This is a genomic window from Acidipila rosea (genome assembly GCF_004339725.1).
Classification (GTDB): Bacteria; Acidobacteriota; Terriglobia; order Terriglobales; family Acidobacteriaceae; genus Acidipila; species Acidipila rosea.
Genome location: NZ_SMGK01000003.1, coordinates 506,667 through 530,321, shown reverse-complemented (window position 1 = coordinate 530,321; position 23,655 = coordinate 506,667). Strand labels below are relative to the sequence as shown.

At 54.3% G+C, this 23,655-nt stretch carries 20 protein-coding genes; 10 read left to right on the top strand and 10 right to left on the bottom strand.

Annotation, left to right across the window (positions count from 1 at the left end; all coding sequences use genetic code 11):
* Positions 1 to 126: 126 nt before the first annotated feature.
* Positions 127 to 1,401, top strand: a complete 1,275-nt coding sequence (locus tag C7378_RS12160; protein WP_341539147.1) for a chromosome partitioning protein ParB — start codon at positions 127 to 129, stop codon at positions 1,399 to 1,401.
* A gap of 507 nt (positions 1,402 to 1,908) precedes the next feature.
* Here C7378_RS12160 and merR read toward each other — a convergent pair.
* Positions 1,909 to 2,307: an Hg(II)-responsive transcriptional regulator gene (merR, locus tag C7378_RS12155; protein ID WP_131996896.1), complete on the bottom strand. Its 399-nt coding sequence runs from the start codon at positions 2,305 to 2,307 to the stop codon at positions 1,909 to 1,911.
* 67 nt (positions 2,308 to 2,374) lie between these two features.
* On the opposite strand from merR, the gene C7378_RS18270 reads away from it, so the two are divergent.
* From C7378_RS18270 to C7378_RS12125, 6 genes are all read left to right on the top strand, one after another.
* The gene (locus C7378_RS18270; RefSeq protein ID WP_131996893.1) at positions 2,375 to 2,728 is read left to right on the top strand and encodes a mercuric transporter MerT family protein; all 354 of its coding nucleotides are present in this window, start codon (positions 2,375 to 2,377) and stop codon (positions 2,726 to 2,728) included.
* A gap of 7 nt (positions 2,729 to 2,735) precedes the next feature.
* Entirely contained in the window at positions 2,736 to 3,026 is a 291-nt protein-coding gene (locus C7378_RS18265; protein WP_207901420.1) for a heavy-metal-associated domain-containing protein, read from the top strand.
* On the top strand, positions 3,023 to 3,244 hold the full coding sequence (locus C7378_RS18075; RefSeq protein ID WP_131996890.1) for a GDCCVxC domain-containing (seleno)protein: 222 nt from the start codon (positions 3,023 to 3,025) through the stop codon (positions 3,242 to 3,244). The genes C7378_RS18265 and C7378_RS18075 overlap by 4 nt, the downstream gene beginning before the upstream one ends.
* A gap of 218 nt (positions 3,245 to 3,462) precedes the next feature.
* Entirely contained in the window at positions 3,463 to 3,873 is a 411-nt protein-coding gene (locus tag C7378_RS12135) for a heavy metal-responsive transcriptional regulator (RefSeq protein WP_131996887.1), read from the top strand.
* The gene (locus C7378_RS17990) at positions 3,870 to 4,568 is read left to right on the top strand and encodes a MerC family mercury resistance protein (RefSeq protein ID WP_131996884.1); all 699 of its coding nucleotides are present in this window, start codon (positions 3,870 to 3,872) and stop codon (positions 4,566 to 4,568) included. Before C7378_RS12135 ends, C7378_RS17990 begins: the two co-directional genes overlap by 4 nt.
* 185 nt (positions 4,569 to 4,753) lie before the next feature.
* A complete protein-coding gene (locus C7378_RS12125; protein ID WP_131996881.1) occupies positions 4,754 to 5,974 on the top strand; it encodes an MFS transporter in 1,221 nt (406 codons plus the stop codon).
* Between the two features lie 105 nt (positions 5,975 to 6,079).
* Here the strand turns inward: C7378_RS12125 and C7378_RS12120 are convergent, their stop codons facing one another.
* The 8 genes from C7378_RS12120 to C7378_RS18070 form a co-directional block, all read right to left on the bottom strand.
* Entirely contained in the window at positions 6,080 to 8,701 is a 2,622-nt protein-coding gene (locus C7378_RS12120; RefSeq protein WP_131996878.1) for a heavy metal translocating P-type ATPase, read from the bottom strand.
* Between the two features lie 54 nt (positions 8,702 to 8,755).
* Positions 8,756 to 9,325: an RNA polymerase sigma factor gene (locus C7378_RS12115; protein WP_131996875.1), complete on the bottom strand. Its 570-nt coding sequence runs from the start codon at positions 9,323 to 9,325 to the stop codon at positions 8,756 to 8,758.
* A gap of 6 nt (positions 9,326 to 9,331) precedes the next feature.
* On the bottom strand, positions 9,332 to 11,197 hold the full coding sequence (locus C7378_RS12110; RefSeq protein ID WP_131996872.1) for a multicopper oxidase domain-containing protein: 1,866 nt from the start codon (positions 11,195 to 11,197) through the stop codon (positions 9,332 to 9,334).
* Between the two features lie 45 nt (positions 11,198 to 11,242).
* Positions 11,243 to 11,830, bottom strand: coding sequence for a c-type cytochrome (locus C7378_RS12105; RefSeq protein ID WP_131996869.1), 588 nt, complete (start codon positions 11,828 to 11,830; stop codon positions 11,243 to 11,245).
* 57 nt (positions 11,831 to 11,887) lie between these two features.
* On the bottom strand, positions 11,888 to 12,307 hold the full coding sequence (locus C7378_RS12100; protein ID WP_131996866.1) for a DUF5666 domain-containing protein: 420 nt from the start codon (positions 12,305 to 12,307) through the stop codon (positions 11,888 to 11,890).
* Positions 12,308 to 12,322: 15 nt separating this feature from the next.
* Positions 12,323 to 12,853 (bottom strand): c-type cytochrome, encoded by a 531-nt coding sequence (locus C7378_RS12095; protein WP_165876789.1) that lies wholly within the window; start codon positions 12,851 to 12,853, stop codon positions 12,323 to 12,325.
* A gap of 164 nt (positions 12,854 to 13,017) precedes the next feature.
* Positions 13,018 to 13,839 (bottom strand): copper resistance protein B, encoded by an 822-nt coding sequence (locus C7378_RS12090; protein ID WP_131996860.1) that lies wholly within the window; start codon positions 13,837 to 13,839, stop codon positions 13,018 to 13,020.
* Entirely contained in the window at positions 13,836 to 15,842 is a 2,007-nt protein-coding gene (locus C7378_RS18070) for a copper resistance system multicopper oxidase (protein ID WP_131996857.1), read from the bottom strand. Before C7378_RS18070 ends, C7378_RS12090 begins: the two co-directional genes overlap by 4 nt.
* A gap of 1,238 nt (positions 15,843 to 17,080) precedes the next feature.
* Here C7378_RS18070 and C7378_RS12080 point away from each other — a divergent pair.
* From C7378_RS12080 to C7378_RS12070, 3 genes are read left to right on the top strand one after another with little or no spacing between them, the layout of a single operon-like run.
* The gene (locus tag C7378_RS12080; RefSeq protein WP_131996854.1) at positions 17,081 to 18,343 is read left to right on the top strand and encodes a TolC family protein; all 1,263 of its coding nucleotides are present in this window, start codon (positions 17,081 to 17,083) and stop codon (positions 18,341 to 18,343) included.
* On the top strand, positions 18,340 to 19,923 hold the full coding sequence (locus C7378_RS12075) for an efflux RND transporter periplasmic adaptor subunit (protein ID WP_131996851.1): 1,584 nt from the start codon (positions 18,340 to 18,342) through the stop codon (positions 19,921 to 19,923). Before C7378_RS12080 ends, C7378_RS12075 begins: the two co-directional genes overlap by 4 nt.
* On the top strand, positions 19,924 to 23,091 hold the full coding sequence (locus C7378_RS12070; RefSeq protein ID WP_131996848.1) for an efflux RND transporter permease subunit: 3,168 nt from the start codon (positions 19,924 to 19,926) through the stop codon (positions 23,089 to 23,091).
* 32 nt (positions 23,092 to 23,123) lie between these two features.
* On the opposite strand, the gene C7378_RS12065 is transcribed toward C7378_RS12070, so the two are convergent.
* Complete coding sequence (locus C7378_RS12065; RefSeq protein WP_279388594.1) at positions 23,124 to 23,630, bottom strand: TlpA family protein disulfide reductase; 507 nt, start codon at positions 23,628 to 23,630, stop codon at positions 23,124 to 23,126.
* Positions 23,631 to 23,655 lie beyond the last annotated feature (25 nt).

Genomic DNA, 23,655 nt, shown 5'->3' with positions numbered 1-23,655 from the left:
CACGTCATAGACGCTCTACAGTTAACAATTCCACGACGTTGTGAAATGGCACGTCGTAGACGTCATGGACTGCTTCTGAAGGACTAAAGATAAGTTGAAAATCTTATGCGGCGCGATGTTCACCCGATGGAAGAAGCCAGCGGTTTTCGCGCTCTGCTGAATCTGGAGGAGCCGAAGTACAGCATCGAACAAATCGCCGCCCGTACCGGGAAGAGTCCGGCTTACGTCGCGGCTCGTCTTAAGTTGACCGAGCTTGCGCCCGCCGTGGTCGAAGCCTTTCACCGCGAGGAGATCGGCGTCGGCCATGCGCTCCTGCTGGCGAAGCTCCTACCCGAACAGCAGGAACAGGCGCTTGCCGCCTGTTTCAAAGAAGTTTATAGCGGCGGGAGCGAGAAACCTGCGCGTATCCTTCTTCCCGTCCGTCAACTGCGATTCTGGATCGAGAGCAACATTCTTCTCATGCTCAAACTTGCTCCATTCGACAAACGAGACACGCAGCTTGTGCCAGCGGCAGGTAGCTGCGTGGATTGCCCGAAGCGGACAGGACACAACAAGCTCCTGTTCTCCGACATGGGCAAACAGGATGCCTGTACCGACCCAACCTGCTATCACGCCAAAGTGGACGCGCATGTAGCGAAATCCATTGCTGCGAAACCTAAACTCGTGCAAATCAGCACGGCCTACGGCCAGCAGCAGGAAGGCAGCGCCACACTTCCGCGCAACAGGTACATCGAAATACGGCCAGAGAAGCCCGCGACCAAAGAAGAGGCTACCCGACCGGAGTTCAAGACCTGCAAATACACCATCGAAGCCATCATCTCGGATGGCATCGACAAGGGCGAATTTCGCAAGGTATGTACCGAGGCAAATTGCCCCGTGCATCATCCCAAAAAGCGTCCGCACCAGATAGCCGATGATTCCAAGTGGAAGGCCGAACAGGAGAAGCAGCGTAAAGAACAGGCGATTGCCAACACCACCGGTATTCGCATCCTTGCCGCCATCACCGCAGCCGTTCCGGTGCGGTTGATGAAGCGCGACCTGCTTTTTGTCGTGGAACGGCTTGCATCATTGTTGGATGAAAACCGTCTCGCCATCATCGCCCGTCAGCACGGCATCAAGAAAGCCAAAGAAAGCGACTCCATCGGGAAGCTGTTTACCGCTTACCTGCGCCGTGCCGAAGAATGCGAACTCGGCCGCATTCTGGTAGAGATCACCATCATCCACGCTGCCACGCGGCAGAATGCAACGCAGGTTCTCCGCGATGCCGCGACTGTATATAAGGTGGATGTGGATGCCATCGGTTTGAAGGTGAAACAGGAGTTTTCCGCCAAGGAAAAAGTTAAGGTGGCAAAAAGAACCACAGCACAAGCTGTACCGCAAAAAGCCAAAAAATCGGCTTGAGACCGGAAGCGTCATTGGGGTCTGCCGAACAGCAGACGGTGGATTCAAGGTCGAAGTGCAACAAATAAGATCAATGTTCTCCTGGAGATGTCTAAAAGCTGCCATGGAAAAGATGGAAAACAAAGGACGTTTCCCACTTTCCCACGGCACGGCGGCGGCGGTTTCTATGATTCCACTACACATATCTGTTGCACTTGGTCCTTGAACCCGCCGACCCCCTTTTTCGTCCGCCCGTCTTCCCACCCTGGGCGTTGCTCCTGCACAAGGCGCAGAAGCGACTATGCCCGCCCGCCCGACGGGCTTGTGATGGCATTCTGAATTGTTCTAGCAGGGACGAATGACAATCCAGACGACTTGCTCTTGATCTGAAAATCAGCACATCTTCCGACTCAAGTTTCGGATTTACTTAAAGCAAAGGCGCAGTGTAATGAAGTCAAGAAGTACCAAAACAGCTAGATTCGGTATGTCCTCAAACGATCGTGGGATACCCGTTAGAGATCAAAGATGTTAATCCTGTATCAGAAGATGAATGATTGGGCATGGTTCACCCCCGGAAGAAATATCGCAAGCGCGCACCAGACCGGATAGAGCTTTCTTCATTCTAGAGAGTTCGACGATCTTATGCTCTATGAGTGTCAATTTCTGCGCCGCAATCTCTCGCGTTTCCAGACAGGCTTTTCTTTCATCAATTCCCAGTAATCCGCTGACCTCTTCCAAAGTGAATCCCAGGGTTTGAGCCCTTTTGATGAACCGTACCCGTTTCACCGTTTCCAATGAATACTGGCGATAGCCGTCAGGCGGCTTCGATGGTTCATGCAGCAGATGACGGCGCTGGTAGTAACGGATCGTCTCCACGTTTACGCCGCTGCGTTTTGCCAGCGTGCCGATCGTCAGGTCGTTGCTCATATCTATCTCTCTTGACTCCGTACTATGGTACGGACTTTAGAGTGATGTTGAAAAGAGCTGCCTGAAAATGCGATCACCTTTCAATGCGAAAATCGCCCTCGCCGGCGGAGTGCTGGCCAGTATCGGAGCGTCCGTCTGTTGTGTAGGTTCGCTTCTGCTTTTGAGCTTGGGAATCGGGGGAGCGTGGATCGGCAACCTTACAGCCCTGGAGCCATACCGCCCCGTCTTCATCGTGCTCGTCTTGCTATTCCTCGGGCTCACCTTCCGAAAGCTCTATTTCGTTCCCCAAAGCTGCGATTCAGAAGCAATTTGCGATGCGGATCGCACCAGAAACGCTCAGCGGCTCATCTTCTGGATCGTCGCACCGCTGCTGCTCGGCCTCATCGCTGTGCCGTGGCTGATGCCACTCTTCTCTCACTGAGGAACCTATGATACGAAAACTCCTTGCTTGTATATTGATCGGCCTGCCAATAACGACCTTCGCCGCAACCCCGCAGACAGCCGTTCTCGACGTGCAGAACATGACCTGCTCCATGTGTTCGATCACCATTCGGAAAGCTCTTGAAAAAGTGCCTGGGGTGATGAATGCCAGGGTCGACTACGATCACAAGACTGCAATCGTAAAGTACGACCCCGATAAGGCAAGTCCACCAGCATTAGTGAAAGCCACCACGAATGCTGGCTTCCCTTCAACACTGCACCATGGGACGCCAAAATGACTTCTTCTGAGGTTGTCCTTGAATCACGGTTAACATGCCCGCTTTGTGGCCACGAAACGGTGGAGACGATGCCTTCAGATTCCTGCTGCTTTTTTCATGAGTGCGTGCAATGCAAAGCTCTGATTCGGCCAAAGGCTGGCGATTGCTGTATCTTCTGCTCATATGGGTCCATGAAGTGTCCGCCAATCCAGTTGCAGGGTCATTGTTGTAGTGGCTGATCTCACGGACTGACTCATAAAGAGAAATATCCCCTTTGGGCACCCCAAAAGAGAAAAGCTTGCAAAGCGACAGAGAATCTTGGGGTTGCTTTTAGCTGACAAGAGGAAGGGTTGGCCTCCCACCGAACTTATCCATTCTGACGATCTGACGAGCATTCTTAAGTTTTTGTCGTTTCGGCCTTGACTCTATACCTAGGTACAGGGCTTACCGTTGATTCATGGATAGTTTGACCATAAGCGAAGTGGCGAAACAGGCAGGAATAAATCTTCAGACGATTCGATACTACGAGCGTCAGGGGCTCCTTGCGCCCTCATCCCGTACCGAAGCTGGATATCGGATCTTTTCGTCCGAGTCTGTGTGGCGGATTCGCTTCATCAAGCGCGCTCAGGGTCTGGGTTTTTCGCTAAAGGAGATCAAGGACCTGCTTTTCTTGCGCATAGACGCTCATACGACACAGGCCGACATTCGTAAGCGGACCCAGGCAAAGATCGCGGACGTTGAACAGAAGATTCGCCATCTCCAAGCCATTCACACAAGTCTTTTGCGGATGGCGCAGGACTGCTCTGGTTGTGGCCCTTTGAAAAACTGTCCCATCCTCGAAAGTCTGGATGGAAAGGAGTTTGTATGACCGAACGTACTTGGAAGCAGAGCCTGCTTGCTGTACCCGGCGTTGGACTCTCGTTACTGCCTAAAGTTGCCTGTCCGGCCTGTTGGCCAGCATATGCGGGGCTGCTTTCTTCGCTAGGTCTTGGCTTCCTGATCTCGACGGCATATTTGCTGCCGATGACTGCGGCATTTCTTCTTTTGGCTGTGGGGATGCTTGGGTTCCGCGCACGCCGACGGCGCGGATACGTGCCGTTTGCTTTGGGAATATTTGCAGCCAGTTTCATCCTGTTCGGAAAGTTTTCTTTAGCTTCCAATCCTGTTCTGTACGCCGGATTGGGGTTGCTCATCGTGGCCTCTGTTTGGAACGGTTGGCCAACGACTTCCCGTTGTATCTGCGCCCCCGCAACGGAGAAGTTCCACGGATTAGGGGCGCTCAAGGAGAATAAAATGGCTGTCAACAAGAGAAAAGTGGAAGTCTTCAGCGCAGCGTGCAGCGTGTGCGATGAAACCGTTGCACTCGTGCAGAGCCTGGCCTGTGGGTCATGCGATGTTATTGTCCATAACATGCACCAACCCGAAGCAGCAGCAAAAGCCAAACGCTATGGCGTCCATAGTGTTCCTGCTGTCGTCGTAGACGGCAAACTCGCCGAATGCTGCTCTGGTGGTGGACCGGAAGAACATGCGTTGCGTGCTGCTGGAATCGGCGTTCAACTCTAAACTGCATTGCCAAATGAGACGACGTGGTGTTTACGGGTTGCCGTACACCGCGCCGGCCTCATGGCGAATTTTGCTCAACAAACAAGAGTCCCGCGAGTGATATTTTCCCTGAAGGGTCAGTAATTTCCGCCGTTCTGATTAACCGGGGCTTCATTCGGTACTCGCTCACTCCGGAGTTCTTCACCATGTTCGATCAGGCCGGAGCTACCGTTTCAATTTCTCCTGCGCAACGTGAAAAGTTGATTCAGACACTCGCCGCTGCCACGTTCTTGATTTTCTTTCAAGCCTATATGGTGGCACCTCTCATCCCCCGCCTCTCCCATTCATTTGGGGTGTCTGAGCAATTCATCGGCCTGATGGTACCGGCCTACATGATCCCGTATGGTTTATCCACTCTGTTTTATGGACTGCTTTCCGATCGGCTCGGTCGCCGCCGCATCATGCTTGGATCGTTGGCCGCATTCATCCTCCTCACCCTCATTACAGCGACGGCGCGTTCCGCTCCCCAAATCCTCTGGTGGAGGTTCTTGACGGGATTGGGCGCGAGCGGGGTTGTTCCGTTGGCGTTGGCGCTTATAGGGGATTTCTTCCCATACGAGGAACGCGGACGGCCTCTAGGCTGGTTGTTTGGAGCCATGGCAGGCGGAATGGCGTTCGGTTCCAGCTTTGGAGTCATACTTACTCCATACATCGGCTGGCGAATGCTTTTTGTCGGCGTGGCATCTGTGTCTGTGGTCGTGTTTGGATTACTGCTCAGGTACAACCCACTCCTGAGCAGACAAACAATTGCATCGGCCCTCTCTGTTACCGATGTGATGAAGGGATACCGTAGTCTGCTCGACAATGCGCGCGGAGCACGCACATACGGCTATGTCTTGCTAAATAGTCTGTTTCACTCCGGGGTCTACACTTGGCTCGGCGTTTTCTTCGCCCAGCGGTATCATCTAGGAGAAATTGGCATTGGTCTCTCTCTTCTGGGCTACGGGGTGCCGGGATTTCTTTTGGGGCCGGTGATTGGCCGTTGGGCGGACCGCTGGGGACGGCGTTGGCTCATACCGCTGGGCCTAGTAATTGCCGCATTATCGGTTGCGGCTCTGATCTTGGATCTGCCGCTCCTCGCGGCGGCACTCGCTATAACGCTGCTATCGCTTGGCTATGACATGACGCAGCCGTTGTTTGCCGGAATTGTGACGCAGTTGGGAGGCAAGCGGGCCGGACAGGCGATGGGGCTGAACGTCTTCATGCTGTTTACTGGATTTGGCCTAGGCAGCATGGTATTCGGCGCTGCGGTCCCGCTCGGTTTTGGAGCAGCTTTTGCAATCTTCAGCTCTATTCAAGTGCTGTTCGGTCTTGCCGCTCTTTTCCTGTTTCGCGCCGAGACTGCAAAGATGAGGAGACCTGAGTAATAGGCGCATCCGTTTACATTCCTGCTGTCATTGGCCACGTTGTGTGCTGGAATTAGGCGACAAGCTGCTGGATTTGTCAGACGAAGAGTGGCTACAGTCGGCAACCTAGATGTTCGTCGTACGCAGCCTTAGCGAATTGGCAATCACCGAGACAGAGCTAAAGCTCATGGCAGCCGCTGCAATCATCGGGCTGAGTAAAAGGCCAAATACGGGATATAGAACTCCCGCCGCGACCGGGACGCCAACCACGTTATAAATGAATGCGAAAAATAGGTTTTGCCGGATATTCCTCATTGTGGCCTGACTTAGGCGACGAGCACGGAGAATGCCCCGCAGATCGCCCTTCAATAAGGTGATACCGCCCGCCTCCATTGCTACGTCTGTGCCGGTCCCCATCGCAATTCCAATGTCGGCCTGAGCCAGCGCCGGTGCATCGTTCACGCCATCTCCAGCCATCGCGATGATCGATCCGTCTTGCTGGTGCGCTTTGACGACATCGGCCTTCTTTTGAGGCAGAACGTCGGCTTCAAACTCGATGCCAAGACGGCCTGCGACGGCCTTTGCCGTCGTAGCGTTGTCGCCCGTAATCATGATGATCGTCAAACCGGCTGCTTTCAGCTCCCGAATGGCCTCCTGCGTCGATTCTTTGATGGGATCGAGAACACTGACCAGTCCCGCCGCTTTGCCGTCCACAGCGACCATCATCACGGTCTGGCCATCGTTTCGCATCGACTCGGCTTGCGCGATCAGGGGTTCGGGATTGATGGAAAGATTGCGAAACAGTTCCGCGTTTCCGACGGCAACGTGCCTGCCATTCACCGTACCCTGCACTCCCTTTCCGGTTGTGGAACTGAAGCCCTGAACATCGGTTAGCGATAGCTTTCTTGCCTCGGCTCCTCGCACGATTGCCGCAGCCAGCGGGTGCTCACTCGAACGCTCAAGAGTGGCGACAAGTTGCAGCAACTCGTTTTCATTGAAGCCCGGCTGTGGGACCACATTGTTCAGCGTGGGCTTTCCCTCAGTCAACGTTCCGGTCTTATCCACCAGAAGCGTGTTTACTTTGCCGAAGAGTTCCAATGCTTCAGCATTGCGAATGAGAATGCCCGCGCCAGCCCCGCGCCCGGTGCCGACCATAATTGCCATTGGCGTAGCGAGGCCGAGGGCACATGGGCAGGCGACAATGAGGACCGCGACGGCGTTGACCAGAGCGTGCGCGAAGCGGGGTTGAGGGCCGACCAAATACCAAACAATGAAGGTGAGGATAGCCGTCAGGATCACAGCCGGCACGAAATAGGAAGAAACGCGGTCGGCAAGACGCTGGATTGGTGCGCGCGTCCGCTGAGCTTCGCTTACCATCTTCACGATCTGAGAGAGGAGCGTGTCCGCGCCGACGCGATCCGCACGCATAACGAAGCCGCCTGTGCTGTTCACCGTCCCGCCTATGACCTTTGCACCGGCTTCCTTCTCAACTGGTATCGGTTCGCCGCTCACCATCGATTCGTCGACGGAGCTGTGGCCCTCAAGCAAAACGCCATCGACGGGTACTTTTTCACCCGGTCGAACGCGCAGCCGATCTCCGACTTGAACCTGGTCGAGCGGCACGTCTGCTTCAATTCCCTGCTCATTGATGCGTCGGGCCAACTTCGGAGCAAGCCCGAGCAACGCGCGGATCGCACTGCTGGTCTGGCTCCGGGCACGCAGTTCCATGACCTGCCCTAATAGAACAAGAGCGATGATGACTGCGGCTGGCTCGAAGTACAAACCGACCTGGCCGTCTGCCATCCGGAATGAGGCGGGAAAAATCTGTGGGACGACAGTCGCCGTAACGCTGTAGAGGTAGGCAGCTCCTGTTCCCAGAGCAATCAAACTGAACATATTGAGACTGCGGTTAACAACGGATTGCCAGCCCCTGACGAAGAACGGCCAGCCGCACCATAAGACAACTGGGGTGGCAAGGGCGAACTCAATCCATGCCCAGGTTCTGGCCGAAAGCAGATGTTGAAGAGGTTTAGATGGCAGCCATTCGGAAACCATCAGCGCAAGCATGGGGATAGCTAGAGCGACACTGATCCAAAAGCGCCTTTTCATATCGGCAAGCTCTGGATTGGTTTCTTCCATCGTAATCTCGCGAGGTTCGAGCGCCATCCCGCATATTGGGCAATTGCCTGGCTCGGAGCGCACGATTTCTGGATGCATCGGACAGGTGTACTCCACGCGAGTTGCGGGCGCGCTGATCGCAGCAGGCTCCAGTGCCATCCCGCATTTCGGACAGCTACCCGGCCCGATTTTGCTTACCTCCGGGTCCATCGGGCAGACATATTCCATCTGCTTCTCTTTATCTCTGGGCCGGGCTTTAGGCTTGGCGGCAGTCTGCGGATGAAGATACTTCTCCGGATTGGCGCGAAACCTGGTCGCACACCCCTGGCTGCAAAAATAGAATATTCTTCCGTTGTGCTCTACGCTTGCCGCTGCCTTCACAGGATCGACTTTCATCCCGCAGACCGGGTCGATGACGGTTTGCACTTCTGCTTTAGGAGCGGCAGCACAACAACCAGACGGCTGAACGTACTGATCGGGTGCGGTGTCGAACTTCTGTTTGCAGTTGGCAGAGCAGAAGAAATAGGTCGTCCCTTGATATTCGCTTGACCCCGCGGCCCTGGTTGGATCAACCGTCATTCCGCAAACCGGGTCTTTTACATCAACGGTGGGTTTGTCACAGCAGCACATTTGTTTCCCCCTTTTTGTTCTTCTATTGCTGCTGACGCATCTGGGAGCGCGATCTTACAGTTGACTTCGCCGACAGCTGCAATCCAGGCACTTATGCTCTGCACAAGTCCCGCAGAGCATCGTTAACTCTTTTGAAACGGCCTTCCTTGCACGGTACAGACGCACCGAAGCATTGTTTGGAGTTATTTGCTGCGTCCGGGCGAAGTCTTCCACAGTCTGGCCTCCCAGATCGACGCGCTCGATAGCCTCACGGTAGTCGCTCTTCAGGTCCCGGATTACGTCCTCGATACAGGCGCAGACCGTTTGCTCCAGTTCGGCTTCATACGCTGTCGGACTTTGAGCTGCAAAGTCAGCATCCGCTCTGTCCCTGGCGGAGGCCCTGCGGTAATGATCCACAATAGCGTTTCGGAGAATGCGATAAAACCAGGCGACGGTACTTTGCTCTTTCCGGATTCCCCCGCCATGTTCGAGTGCCTTGATGTACGCGGATTGAAGAACATCCTCGGCAGTCGCTCTGTCGCCCAGGCGGCGTGAAAGAAAGTTCAGGAATTGGGTCCGAAGAGCGGCAATACGCTCCATTCGATCTACCGATACGTCCGCCGTGTTGTTTGTGTGTTCTGGCATAGTGGGTCACTCCACGTCGATAATCAGCATCAATCCACCGCCGCCCTGTTCCTCGACGTTGTTGTTCGCAGTATGGTGAGGAATATGGCAATGGATGAGCCACTTGCCAGGCTTCCTCGCAGGCCAGATCACGTCGTATCGCTGCCCAGGGCCGACGTTCACGGTATCGGCCTCGAAGCGGGCCGACTCCGGGATAGATTCGCCATCTCTCGCGACTACCGTGAATGGTCCTCCATGTATGTGCATTGGGTGGACAAAGTTATTGTTGGTTCCAATGAAGCGAACCTTCAATGTCTCTCCCACCTTCATATGAATCGTGTCTGTTGAAGGGTATGCTTTTCCGTTGATCGTAAAGTAATTTGCCAGGCCGCCTTCCATGAACATCGCTGGATAGGTAAGCCCCTCGCGCATCAGCCACTCTTGAAGCTGAATCACATATTCATGATCGGCTTTGATCTCATCTTGAGGATTAGCGGGATCAATAATGATTGCTCCGTATAGTCCAAGGGCCTGCTGTCGGTCAGGCAGGAAGTGTGGGTGATAAAAGTAGGTGCCGAATTGCTTTACGGTGAATTCATAGGTATAGCTTTGTCCTGGTGCAATAGGCTTTTGTGTGATGTCTCCGGGGCCGTCCATTTGATTCGGGACGATCAGGCCATGCCAGTGAATGGTGGTTGCTTCCGGCAAGTGGTTATGAACGTTGATGCGAACGTGATCGCCTTGCTTGAAATGCAATCGTGGTCCGGGAATCTGCTCATTGTAGGCATAGGCATCGACCGCGACATTGGGAAGAATGTGCCAACGTATGACCGAGGCAGTTAGATCGAATACCTTAACCCCATTGTCAATACGGGGTTCGAGCGGTCGGTCACCTCGTTGGTCAATTCCGTAAGTTTCTGTGACCAGTTTCGGGTTGACGAACGACATATCGCGCATGGCGTCGGCTGGTGTGTCGCGGTCCATAATCATGCCTCGTGGCATTACCAGCCCGCCAACGTCTTTTGCGCTCAGTGACATATTGACGAAGTTCGCCGGTGCCACTATGCCGGCAATAAGTAGAAGAAGTGATACTCCCGCCACTGCAAGGAGTTGAGGTCTCGTCGTTTCTCCTCCCCCCATCTCGTGGTGTTCAGCACCGCCTTTATGGCTACCCTGATGCTCTATCTTCATCTCTACCGGAGCTTCGCTTGCAAACTTAGAGCCGGGCTTCCGTTCTGTCATCAGGCCATGTTTCAAACCGCGCTTCACCATCCAGACATTTGCCGGGTATGCCATAACGAAGCCAGCCGAAACTCCGAGCGACATCACGCCCCAAAAGATGAGTTGCGTCGGCTCCATCGCGCGCATGTCCCGGCCCATCATAAGCAAGCTCATGACGGGTGCCATTGCCGCCATCATGCAGTTCATGCTGATGAACTCTGGAAGGAAGGACTTACGGACATTTGTCCAGTAAGTCCCGCCCATCATGCTCTGCATGAACAGGGATTGAAAGATGAAAAGCCCAAAAGAGAAGCCCGCCAGATACTCAACAATCAGGTCTATCTTCATCGGCAGTCCAAGCGTGGCTGTGATCACAGCAGCCGCGATAATGCCCGTAGCATCTCCCGCTATGCAATGAATGGTGCTGCCGATCCCTTGTTTCCATAGCGGCTTGATGAACTGCTCATGTGTGCCCGGCTTCGGTTCTTTGTCGGCAAGCACATATAGAAGCAGCCCAAATGGACCCATATAGAGCGTGATGAGAATGAAGCCCCATCGCATCACCGTTGGCTCGGGGTTGTTGCGAAACTGATCTATCGCAACGTAGGTGGTGGAACCCGCCGCGAGAATGAACCAAATGAGAAGAAAATAATCGATGGGCTGAATAAGCAAGAGCGTTCTCCGAAGAGTGCGTTTGTTTAGATGCTTCGTCTTATGTCACATGGGCATTTTCATGCCCTTCTTGTCATTCATTTGCATCTTGTTCGCATCGGGTGACGGGTTTGCATTCGGCGAACCACCAGCGGCTGTTTTCCACGCATCGGATACCTGTGACGATAAGTTGTCCATGTGGCTTAGGAAACTGGTTACCTGCCATATTTCCTGTTCGCTGAGAGCCTGCTTCCATGCGGGCATTCCGCTCATGCGGACACCGTGTTGGATGATGTAGAAGTTCTGGCTTTCGGGCATCTCCGGCGCGTCCTCAAGGAATTGTGGTGCGCGGGGATAGAGAGAATCGGCAAGGGGCGCGCGCCGACGCTGGATGTCTCCGTGACAACTCGCGCAATTTGTTTGGTAAATCTTCATCCCAGCGGTCAGGTTGGCATCCGTGGGCTGAATTGGATTCTTCGCCTCTGAAGCGCGCCGGTCAACTGCGGCATCCAGTGAAGGCATTGCGATCTTGCTTTCAAGCAAGCTAACTTCTTTGTCCGCGCGTGGGTCTATAAACCCAAAGCGGACGTAGCAGAAGGCCACCAATAAAAGAACAGCAATGCCTGCTACAAACCCGAAAATGAACTTACGCATAATGGTTCTCCCTCCTTCCTGGGGCCTCAGATAGGTTTTGACAGTCTCTCTGAACGTCTATGCAACGAGGGGACTCGTTCCTACGGGCAGACTCGTCCCGAAGCAGTTCTTTGGGGCGAAAATCGCTCCGCCATCTTGGTCCATACTCATTCTGCTCATGTCGCCGTGCATTCCCTTCATCCCGGCCATGCCGACCTTAACCTCAACAGCGATCAATTTGCCATCTTTCTTCGCTACTTCGATCACGACGCGGTCGCCTTCTTTCAGATCCTTCATGGCAACCGGTTTATCCATTTGTGTGTACTTTGTATCCGCGGTCGTGCTGACGGTCTGGGTCTTTCCGGCCATTGTTTTAACCGTGATCGAGTTGTCTGTCATGCTTACGACAGTCCCCATGATGTGCTCCATGCCGCCATGAGCGTAAGCAACACCTGCAATAAGGATTATTGCGACAATAGTTCCGAATAGCTTTTTCATATATTCTCCAAATTCCTAGTGATGGTGCGTTGCGGTTTGTGGTTGCGGCGATTCTGCCTCGCCGTTCAAGAAGTTTCGCTCTTCCTGTTCTTCCCTAAACTCATCTGGACTCTTTGGATTGAGAGATTCCATTTGAGCTTCCTCGGCAGGAGTCAAGCGAGGAAGATGGCGAATGAAGTACACGAGTTTCCAGCTTTGATCTGCCGTATCTGCACCCCCGAACGCAGGCATTCCAGACATCCGAATGCCATTCTCGATGATGTAGAAGATCTCCCCATCCGTCAGGTCCTGAGTGCGAGAAAATCTGAGATCCGGGGGTTTCGGATACATGCCGTTGCCAAACATCGTATTTCCGCTGCCGTTGTTCCCGTGGCACACTGCGCAATGATCCGCGAAATGAGCCATCGCCTCATGGAGCACATCGGGCGACAGCCGAACGGGGTTCTTCATCTGCTTTGCAGACGACGGCATAGCCGTATTGCGGGCATACGTGGCCAGCATGGTTTCGGTTCGGGATGGCTTTGCACGAGCGCTGAAGCCGTGCATTGCAGTCTTCATGTAAAGCCATGCTCCTGCTGCAAGCAGACCAAAGAAGATCAGTATCGACACAGGAATCACGAAAGAGCGTTTCATGGCGGAGTCCTATTCTGGCAGAGAGTTAGAGGGATCAACGGGCCATGCCAATCATGATGAATTGGCATGGCCTCATTTCAGTACCAGAGTCGAAGGCCGAATATGAAGCGAGGTTCGCTTGTGGTTTCTCCTGCCTGGCGCGAATAGGTGGCTGTACCGCCGTACTTTCCGTTATAGGCAAACCCTATATAGGGAGCGAACTTGCGGCTGATCTCGTATCGCAGGCGGATGCCAGTATCCAACTCCGAAAGGCCAGAGCCTAGCCCACGCGAAGGGTCATCCTTGCTGTAAAAGTTCAACTCAGCCTGCGGCTGCACAATCCACCGCTGCGTAAGCAATAAATCGTAGGAGCCTGTAATGCGCCCTGCCACGTGACCGCCGTCCCGGATGTAAAGAGTAGGCGCAAACTCGAAATAGTAAGGCGCCAGTCCCTCGATGCCTATTGCGGCCCAGGTGCGGCTCGGACCTGAATCCAGATCGGCACGGACACCAACCTGCGCATCGAAATAGCGCGTATGCGGAATGGGTCGCTCATACAGGGCTTCATGGTCGCCATCGCTGACGGTGCTGTTGTTGCTAATCCCTTCCGATTTGAGCCGCAGCCGGTTCATGTCCGTGCCAATCCAGGCTTCTCCATCCCATCGCAATTCGTGATCCGAGCCATTGGTGCGGCCCTCGAATTGATCGAGCAGAATATGGGAAAAGATGTGACTGTCCATGACCGGCGGCTCCATTGCCGGTATTGTGGCGGCCGCTTTGCCGGAGGTTTGTGGCGTCGGCGTTTGTGCATTTGCCGCCTGTATGCAGCAGGACAGCAGTCCTGCGATAGCAATCGTGCAGGTAAGTAAAAAGTATTTCGCCTGAAGTGTGCAATATTTAACTTTGATTTGGATGCTCATGAGACCACCACCGTTCTGAACATTCCAGCCTCCATGTGATAGAGCAGATGACAATGAAAGGCCCAATGGCCGGGTGTATCCGCGCTGACCAGATAGCTCATGCGCTCCGCGGGCTTCACGCTAATGGTGTGCTTGTATGGATTGAATGCTCCATGCCCATTCTCCAACTCACTCCACAGGCCGTGCAGATGGATGGGGTGCTCCATCATGGTGTCATTGACAAGCACGATGCGTATCCGCTCGCCGAGCTTCATTTCAATCGGTTCAGCGCTGGAGAATTTCTCGCCGTTGAATCCCCAGATGAAGCGTTCCATGTTTCCCGAAAGGTGCAGCTCTATTTCGCGGGTCGGCGGTCGACCATCTACGCCACGGTAGCGGGCACGCAGGTCTGCGTAAGTCAACACGCGCCTCCCGTTGTTTTCCAGTCCGATGCCGGGATCATTCAGCCGATTGGTGACATGCATCGCCACGTTATCGACTTGCGGACCGGTATGCAGCTTCACGGGATTGGACGGCTTCAGCGTTGCTTCAGCCTTTTTCATTTCAGGCATCGACATGGACATGATTGGCATGGTGTTCGGTCCCGGTTGAGGAAAGGGTGTTGTGCCATCTCTGCTGCCCATTTCCATGCCGCCCATCATCTGGTGGGCATGATCTCCAGATTGTTTTTCCTGCATGGCCGAATTGGAATTCATGTCCATATGGTTCATGTCCATGCCTTCCATGCTTGAGTGATCCATATTCATGCCGGAACCGTTTCCGGCTGCGGGCATGTCTTTCTTAGTCATTCCATCCACGCCAGACATGTCCATACCGGACATACCTTCCATTTTCATGCCCTTCATGTTGCCCATGTCCATGCCCATGTCCGACATTGGGCGCATGGGGACCGGGTCCATCGCAGGAACTGCTGCTGTCATTCCCATTCTTGGGGCGAGCGTCCCACGCGCATATCCGCTGCGATCCTGCGATTGCGCGAAGATGGTATAAGCGGTAGCGTCCTGCGGTTGCACGATCACGTCATAGGTTTCGGCGACAGCGATCCGGAATTCATCCACTTGGACCGGCTCAGTATCGTTGCCATCGGCCTGCACTACGGTCATCGGCAAGCCGGGTATCCGTACATCGAAAGCTGTCATTGAAGATCCATTGATGAAGCGAAGACGGACTCGTTCTCCGGATTTGAATAGGCCAGTCCAGTTTGTGGCCGGGTTGTTCCCATTCAGCAGGTAGGTATAGGTAGTGCCCGTTACATCGAGAATGTCGGTCGGGCTCATGTTCATCTTCGCCCACATAAACCGGTTGGAAATCGTCCGGCCCAGGCCGTTCCGCTTCGCCTCGGAGATGAAGTTGGGCAAGGTGAGGCGATGATAGTTGTAATAGTTGCTCTGCTGTTTCAGGTTGCTGAAGAGTGTTTCTGGATTGGTGTCGGTCCAGTCGGAAAGAAACACAACATATTCCCGGTCAAATTCAATGGGGTCCTTCCCGCGCGGCTCGATGATAATCGCGCCAACCAATCCGATCTGTTCTTGAAACCGGCTATGGCTGTGATACCAGGCTGTGCCATTCTGCACTACGGGAAATTTGTAGAGGAAGGTCTCGCCCGGTGCTATGCCCGGGAAGCTCAATCCCGGAACGCCGTCCATGTCCGCGGGGAGCCGTATCGCGTGCCAGTGTATCGAGGTTGGTTCTTTCAGGCGATTGGTCACTGCTATCGTGATCGAATCGCCTTCCTTCCATCTCAAAATAGGTCCCGGCACCGAGCCATTGACCGCAGTGGCTACGGAACGGCGCCCCGTATAGTTCACGGGCAAAGAGTCGATGGTCAGATCGAAGTGTTTCCCGGAAAGAAGTGGCGGCGTATGGGGTGCGCTTTCGCCGAAAGCGGGTAACCCTTTCCAATCGAGGGCCGCGACCGCTCCACCGACGGCCAACCCCTGAACGAAACGGCGGCGGCTGACAGGCTGAATGCAACGGCTTTCTGTTTTGTCGTCCTTCTGCATAACTACTCCTGACTGATTTTGCCCGGATCGAGCAAGTTTTATGACGGCGCTGGCCGTTTAGTTGCGTAGACGTGCAGACGCGGAATTTCTTACAAAAAAGAGTTGCCTTACAAGGAGGGGTCGGGAAATATGCTGCCAGTTAACGGCATTACGCGCCAGCCCGGCCCTGCCAAGAGGCAGCAGAGGGTCAGAACTAGACGCGGAGACTGGAAATGAGGGGATCGAATGTCGGGATGGAGTGAGGACTTCGATCTATCTTGAATTGCAACGGATGCGCAATTTCAAGGGATATTAGGGCGTTACCCAGTGGAATCAGAGGGAGCGCTGAGATTCCCAATTCCTGCACAACTGAATTCTGAAGGAATGTCCAATCGTCTTTGCAAATATGGCTGTCACACGATTGCGAAGACGTTAAGCTGGCCACGAATTGTTGATCGGATGCACGTTGGGACGTCATCCTTTGACAATCAGCCATGCCGGACATCTGGCTGGCAGAGTCCCTGAGTGCCATCGCTCCACAGCGCACGTCACAAGTCGCAGCAAACGCCTGAACGCTCACCAGCATCAGCAACAGCAGCGACCATGTGACTTTAAGCCTCATCCTAGCCGAATTTACACCTTATATGTGTGGACGTGCAAATTGTCCTCGGTGTTTGACTGTACGACTGAGCGCGAATGTCGGATATGCAAAGCAACGTCATACCCAGGGTCTCCGGCGCTTAACTTTGTACTATTCTGGGCACAGATGTACAGTTGAAGCTGCCATGAGGTCTGTGCGCCAATTCGCGCTGATACTGACGATGTTGTTGCCATTACTGGCTCCAACCATGGCCTGTGCTCTGTCGAACGCACATCTGACTCCTGCGGAACGCGCCTGTTGCAAGCAGATGAAGGGCGAGTGCGGAAGCATGGGAATGCCAGCTTCGCACGGCTGCTGCCAGAAAGAAATGCCCACGGCAGACCATTGGAATGCAATGGTCCAAGCGCAGTCCACAAATATTCAGACTGATTTGACCGCACATGCTGGGCTGCCTCCTGCGATCCTCTTTACGTTACGGGTATCCATGTCCAGTCCTGCGCAACGGCCCGCAAGCACTCTGCCTCAATCTCCACCTCCCTCAATCTTTATTCTCCGAATCTAGCAATCTCTTTTCTCCGGCTTCGCTTGGCTGACGGGCGTATAGTTGCGCGCCTGCTCGTGCCAGTTATTACGAACCATTTTGAGAATGGAGATTTATATGTTCAAGGTCCGGGGCCTGACCACCATGCTTGTACTTGCGGCTGTGACTGCCGCGTCTGGACAAGAGCGTTCGCCAGATGCGCCTATGCCGTTATCTGAGCTTTTGACTGAAGCCAGCCATAACAACTCTCAGATAGCCGCAGCCGATTATGGCTGGCAAGCGGCCAAGGAAGTTCCGCGCCAGGTAGGCACATTGCCCGACCCGACCTTCACTTATCAGCAGTTCAGCGTCGGCAGTCCGAAGCCATTCGCCGGCTACACCAACAGCGACTTTTCGTATATCGGCATTGGCGCTTCGCAGGAACTGCCGTATCCAGGCAAGCTCCGTTTACGAGGCGAGGTCGCGCAGAGGGATGCGGATATTAAAGAAAAAGAGCGAGATGCAACTTCGGCCAGCGTTGCTGATGCAGTCAAGATGGATTATTTGCAACTTGCTTATCTGCAAAAGACGCTTGGCATTCTGATGGAGAACCGGCATGTTTTGGACCAACTCATTCAGGACGCAACGGCACATTATGAGGTGGGCCAAGGTTTGCAGGCGGAGGTGTTGCAGGCCCAGGTGGAGCGCACAAAGATCCTCCGTGAGATCACCATGCACCATGAGCAGATGGGACAGATCGAAGCCCATTTGAAGGGGTTGTTGCATCGAGATCAAAGCTCGCCAGATATTGTGACCGAGGACTTGAGCGAAAGCTTATTACGCTACACCTCCGCCGAACTGCTCCAAATGGTGAGGGAACACAACCCGCAAGTCCAAATTGATTCCAGTTCTGTCGGCAAACAAGACGCTGCGCTTACCTCCGCAAAACGTGGAAGCAAACCCGACTTCAGTCTTGGCTACATGTACCAGAACACCGACCGGAAGTATCGCGACTATTACATGCTGACCTTCAACGTTCGTTTTCCCCGGAAGGCGCGCGTAGATGCGGAGATTGCGGAGGCTGCCGAGAATCTGGCGCAAACGAAGGAAACCCTCGATGCACATCTGCAACAGCAGCTTGCTCAGGTAAAGCAAAATTATGTGACCGCGACGAGCGATGAAGAACTATTGAAGGAATATCGAGAAGGTCTGATTCCGCAATCTGATGCCGCTTACCGTGCGACTCTCAACGCTTATGCTGCTAATCGCGACCAGTTCACACATGTACTTTTGTACTTCACTAACGTGCTGACTCTGAAACTCGACGAAGCTCAGGTACTCGCCGATCACGAGACTACGCTGGCCCATCTGGAGACACTGACAGGAGCGACACTGCGATGAACAAATATATTGTTCGCACTTCTCTCGTATGGCTTGCCATTTTGATCGTTGTGGCAGGTCTGCTCGTCTACCGTTCGCGTTCACCAGGGCAGGTAAATTCCAAACGCGCACCAATGTCTTCCGATACGGAGCCGGTTGCGGCTGGCCCTGATTCAAATGCGACGAGCATGTCTCCGGCGCAGCAGCAAAAGCAGGACACGCAATTGTCGCCCGTCCAGCTTTCGCCCGAGCGGATGCAGAGCATCGGCGTGAAGACGGGTTCGGTCGAGTACAAGCAACTGACCGACGACATCCGCGCCACCGGAACCGTGAACATCGACGAGCGGCTGATTTCGTATGTTCAGGTTCGTTTTCCAGGCTACATTCGCAAAGTCTTTGTAAATGCGACTTACCTGTATGTCCGCAAGGGTGATCCGCTCTTTACGGTCTACAGCCCAGACCTTGTTGCGACACAGCAGGAGTATCTGCTTGCGCGGCAAAATCAGAAGTCTTTGAGTGGCAGCACGGTGGATGGAGTCGCTTCCGGCGCTGCCTCGCTGTCCGCCGCTGCCGAACAGCGCCTTGAGCAATGGGAAGTGCCGCAAAGTGAACTACAAAAACTCAAAGACACTGGAAAACCGATCACCAATCTAACGATCAATTCGCCGGTTTCCGGTTATGTCACTGAATATAACGCATTGCCAAACATGTACATTGAGCCTTCGACCCGGCTCTACACCATCGCCGATCTCTCGCGCATTTGGGTCTACGCGCAGGTTTTTCAGGATGACGTTGGACGATTGAAACATGGTGATCCGGTTGAAGTCACGGTGGACTCCTATCCCGGCAGGACGTTCCGTGGGAACGTCGATGAGATTCTGCCACAGGTCGATCCTGTGACGAGAACAGTCCGTGTCCGACTTGTGATTGACAACCCCGGCTTGAAACTAAAGCCGGGCATGTATGTCAATTGCGACTTGAAATCGCCGCTGGGCCGTCAGCTCGTCATCCCTGCCTCCGCAGTTTTTCAAACCGGGACAAAGCAATTGGTCTTTGTCGATCATGGCAATGGCAGTCTGGAACCAAAGGAGGTTGTGCTAGGACCGCGTACGGGAGACGAGGTTGTTGTCCTGAAGGGGCTTCAACGACATCAACAGATTGTCACCTCGGCCAATTTTCTCATCGACTCCGAAAGCCAATTGCAGGCCGCAGCAGGTTCATTCGTGCCTCCGCCTCCCGGAGCGGGCAATGCTTCACAATCAGCCGCATCTTCAGCAGCACAAATCAATATTGACTTCTCCACTGATCCCAATCCGCCACAGAAAGGCACGAACACTTTCCGCGTGAAGTTGGCGGGACCAGGCAATGCTCCTGTTGCCGGGGCCGATGTGACGGTGACTTTCTACATGGCCGGAATGCCAGCGATGGGAATGGCCGCCATGAATACAACCAGCAAATTGACCGATAGAGGCAATGGAGTTTATGAGGGCACAGGCTCGCTTGGTTCAGGCGGCGCCTGGCAGGTGACTATCACCGCTCAGAAGAGCGGGCAGATCCTCGCTACAAAGCAACTGCGGATCAACGCGACAGGAGGCATGTAAATGCTCTCCTACATCATTGAAGTCTGCGCCCGTAACCGCTTTTTGGTTTTCACGGCAGTCCTGTTGCTGACCCTTGCCGGCATCTGGTCGTTGCAGCATGTTCCGCTGGATGCGCTGCCGGACATCTCCGATGTACAGGTGATTGTGCATACCAACTGGGCAGGCCAGCCGCCCGACGTGATCGAAGATCAGGTCACCTATCCCATCGTCACCAGTATGCTGGCTGCTCCCCATGTGAAGGCGGTGCGCGCGCAGACCATGTTCGGCGATTCCTACGTGTACATCGTCTTTCAGGATGGCACCGACCTCTACTGGGCGCGCTCTCGCGTCATTGAATATTTACAGCAAATCAGCGGGCGCCTGCCGGAAGGAGTGCATCCCGTGATCGGCCCGGATGCGACCGGAGCGGGTTGGGTCTATGAATACGCGATCGTAGACAAGAGCCATCGCCATAGCCTGGCGGATCTGCGCTCGTTGCAGGATTGGCACCTGCGCTATGCGCTTGAGACCGTGCCGGGAGTGGCCGAAGTCGCGAGCATCGGCGGCTATGTAAAGCAGTACCAGGTGCAGCTCGATCCCAATAAACTGCTCGCTTATGGCATCCCGCTTTCTACCGTTATCGACCGTGTAAAGGCCAGCACGAATGAAGTGGGAGGACGGCTGCTCGATTTGAGCGGTGCGGAGTATATGATCCGCGGTCTTGGCTATCTTCGCTCGCTTGACGATCTTGCCTTGGTTGCAGTCGGCAGCAAAAACGGCACACCTGTTTTGTTGCGTGATTTGGGCACAGTCAGCTTCGGACCTGATATCCGCGAAGGCGTCGCCGAATGGAACGGAGAGGGTGAGACCGTCGGCGGCATCATCGTGATGCGCCAGGGCATGAATGCCCTGAACGTCATCAATGGAGTCAAAACAAAGCTCCGTGAAATTGCGCCGTCGCTTCCGCCGGGTGTCGAAATCATGTCCGGCTACGACCGGTCCGGTCTGATTCGCTCCTCGATCCAGACATTGCAACGCGATCTTCTGGAAGAAGCCATCATCGTCAGCCTCGTCATTATTCTCTTTCTGTTTCACTTCCGCTCGGCACTGATTGCCATCCTCGCGTTGCCTATCGCAGTCGTTGTGTCGTTCATCCCCATGTATTTGCTCGGCGTGACGTCGAACATCATGTCGCTGGGAGGCATCGCATTGGCCATCGGTGTATTGGTGGACGCTTCCATCGTCATGGTTGAAAATGGCTATCGCCATCTCTCCGAAAGACAGCAAAACGGTACTCAGGTAAGCGAACCGGAACGCCGCACCATCCTCATCAACGCGGCGAAGCAGGTTGGCCCGGCACTCTTCTTCTCGCTGCTGATTATTGTTGTGTCGTTTCTTCCAGTCTTCCTGCTCGAAGCGCAGGAAGGCCGCATGTTCCGCCCACTCGCCTGGACAAAAACGCTGGCGGTTGGATCGTCTTCTATTCTTGCCATCACCCTGGTCCCAGTCCTGATGGTGATGCTGATTCGCGGACGGCTGCGTCCGGAAAGCGCCAACCCGATCTCGCGCGTGACCCAGGCGATCTATCTGCCGATACTGCGATTCTGCTTGCGCTATCGTTGGCTTACCATCGCCGCCAACGTGCTGTTTCTCGTTATCGTTCTGCCGTTAGGCCTGCATCTCGGCAGTCAATTCATGCCGCCTCTATATGAAGGCTCGACTCTCTATATGCCGACTGCATTGCCCGGCATCTCGATTGGGCAGGCGGAAGTGTTGTTGCAAGAGCAGGACCGTATCCTCCGCAGCTTCCCTGAAGTCGTGAGCGTCTTCGGTACGGTTGGGCGCTCGGACAGCGCGACGGATAACGCGCCGCTCGACATGTACGACACGACCCTGATGCTGAAGCCGCGTGAGCAGTGGCCCGCCGGAATGACCTATGGCAAGCTCATTCAGCAGATGGATGCGAAGCTCCAGTTTCCTGGACTCACGAACACCTGGACCAGCCCGGTCGAAAACCGCCTTGACATGGAGCTGACCGGTATCAAAACTCCGCTCGGTCTCAAAGTCCAGGGCACAAGTGTCGAAGGTATTCAGCAGGTTGCCTCACAGATCGAAACCATTCTCTCCACGCTGCCGCAGGTACGGTCTACGTTTGCTGAAAAAGTTGCCCAGGGCTTTTACGTCAATGTGGAAGTGAACCGTGCGGAGGCTGCCCGTTATGGTCTGACCGTGGCCGATGTCCAGACAGCCGTCTCCTCCGGCATCGGCGGCAAGAACATCGCCGAGAACATCGAAGGGCGAGAGCGCTACCCCATCAATGTTCGCTATCAGCGCGACTTCCGCGACGATGTAGAGCAGATGCGCGGCGTTCTCATTGCGACACCGACCGGCGCACAGATCCCGCTTGGGCAAGTGGCGGCCATCTCTTTCTCCAGAGGCCCAGCCATGATTCGCGATGAAGACGGCGCGCTTACCGGCTATGTTTATATCGACCTGAAGAACGCGAACTATGGAGGTTTCGTCGCAGAAGCCAACAACCAGATCCAACAAAAGCTAAAGCTGCCTGCGGGCTACACCTATCAGTGGTCGGGAGAGTACCAGTTCGAGCAGCGCGCGAAACAACGTCTCAAGCTGATTCTCCCTGTGGTTTTCGCGGTGATCTTTCTGCTTCTCTATCTTGTCTTTCACTCCGTTGCAGAGGCGCTCGTGCTGATCTTCCCCACCATCTACGCCATGACCGGCGGACTACTGCTGCAATGGCTGCTTCATTACAATTTCAGCGTTGCCGTGGCAGTTGGTTACATTGCGCTCTTTGGCATCGCAGTGGAGACTGGCGTCGTGATGGTCGTCTATCTCCACGAAGCATTGGAAAAGCGCATCGAGTCAAACCATCAAATGACGAATGCCGACATCGAAGCAGCAGCCATCGAAGGGGCTGTTCAACGCCTCCGCCCAAAACTGATGACGGTTTGCGCCGTCCTGGCCAGTCTTGCGCCGATCCTTTGGGAGTCCGGCATCGGCTCCGACGTGATGAAGCCGATAGCCGCTCCGATTGTCGGTGGCATGATTACATCAACCATTCACGTCCTTATTCTCGTCCCTGTGTTCTTCGTCATGATGAAGGAGCGGGAACTGAGGCGCGGAACACTTCTCGCTAATCAAGATAATCAAACCACCAGCCATTTATAGCTGCGATCTCATGCTATCGTCAGGGGGCTTCGTTATCGAGTGTGGAGAAGCGTCTCAATATCTCCTTTGATGCGCGTGAGGTCAGAGGCTCCCTGATACCGTGCCCTGATCTTTCCCTGGCGGTCGATCAGGAACGTAACCGGAAGGCCGAGAATGCCGCCGTAAGCAGCTCCCAGATGTTCGTCTCCCATCAACACCGGGTAATTAAGCTTCAACTTGTTGATGGTTGAGATCACTGGCGGAGCTGCGTCGTCCATCGATATTCCGATCACCTGAAATTGATTAGAGCCATACTTGTTCTGCCATTCGTTAAAGGTGGGCACCTCTACAAGGCACGGTCCGCACCAGGTTGCCCAGAAGTTGAGCAGGACGACCTTCCCACGGTATGAAGTTAGTTCAATCTTCTTGTGGCGCAGATCCATACGTGAAAAATTTGGAGCAGCACGATGCGCTTTTGCTCTCGAAGGAACTGTTTGTGCAGCAAGCGGAGAACTTCCGGCAAACAAGGCAATAGACACTAGGAGAAACAGCAACAGCATTCGCGGCATCTCAATTCGAGCGTTT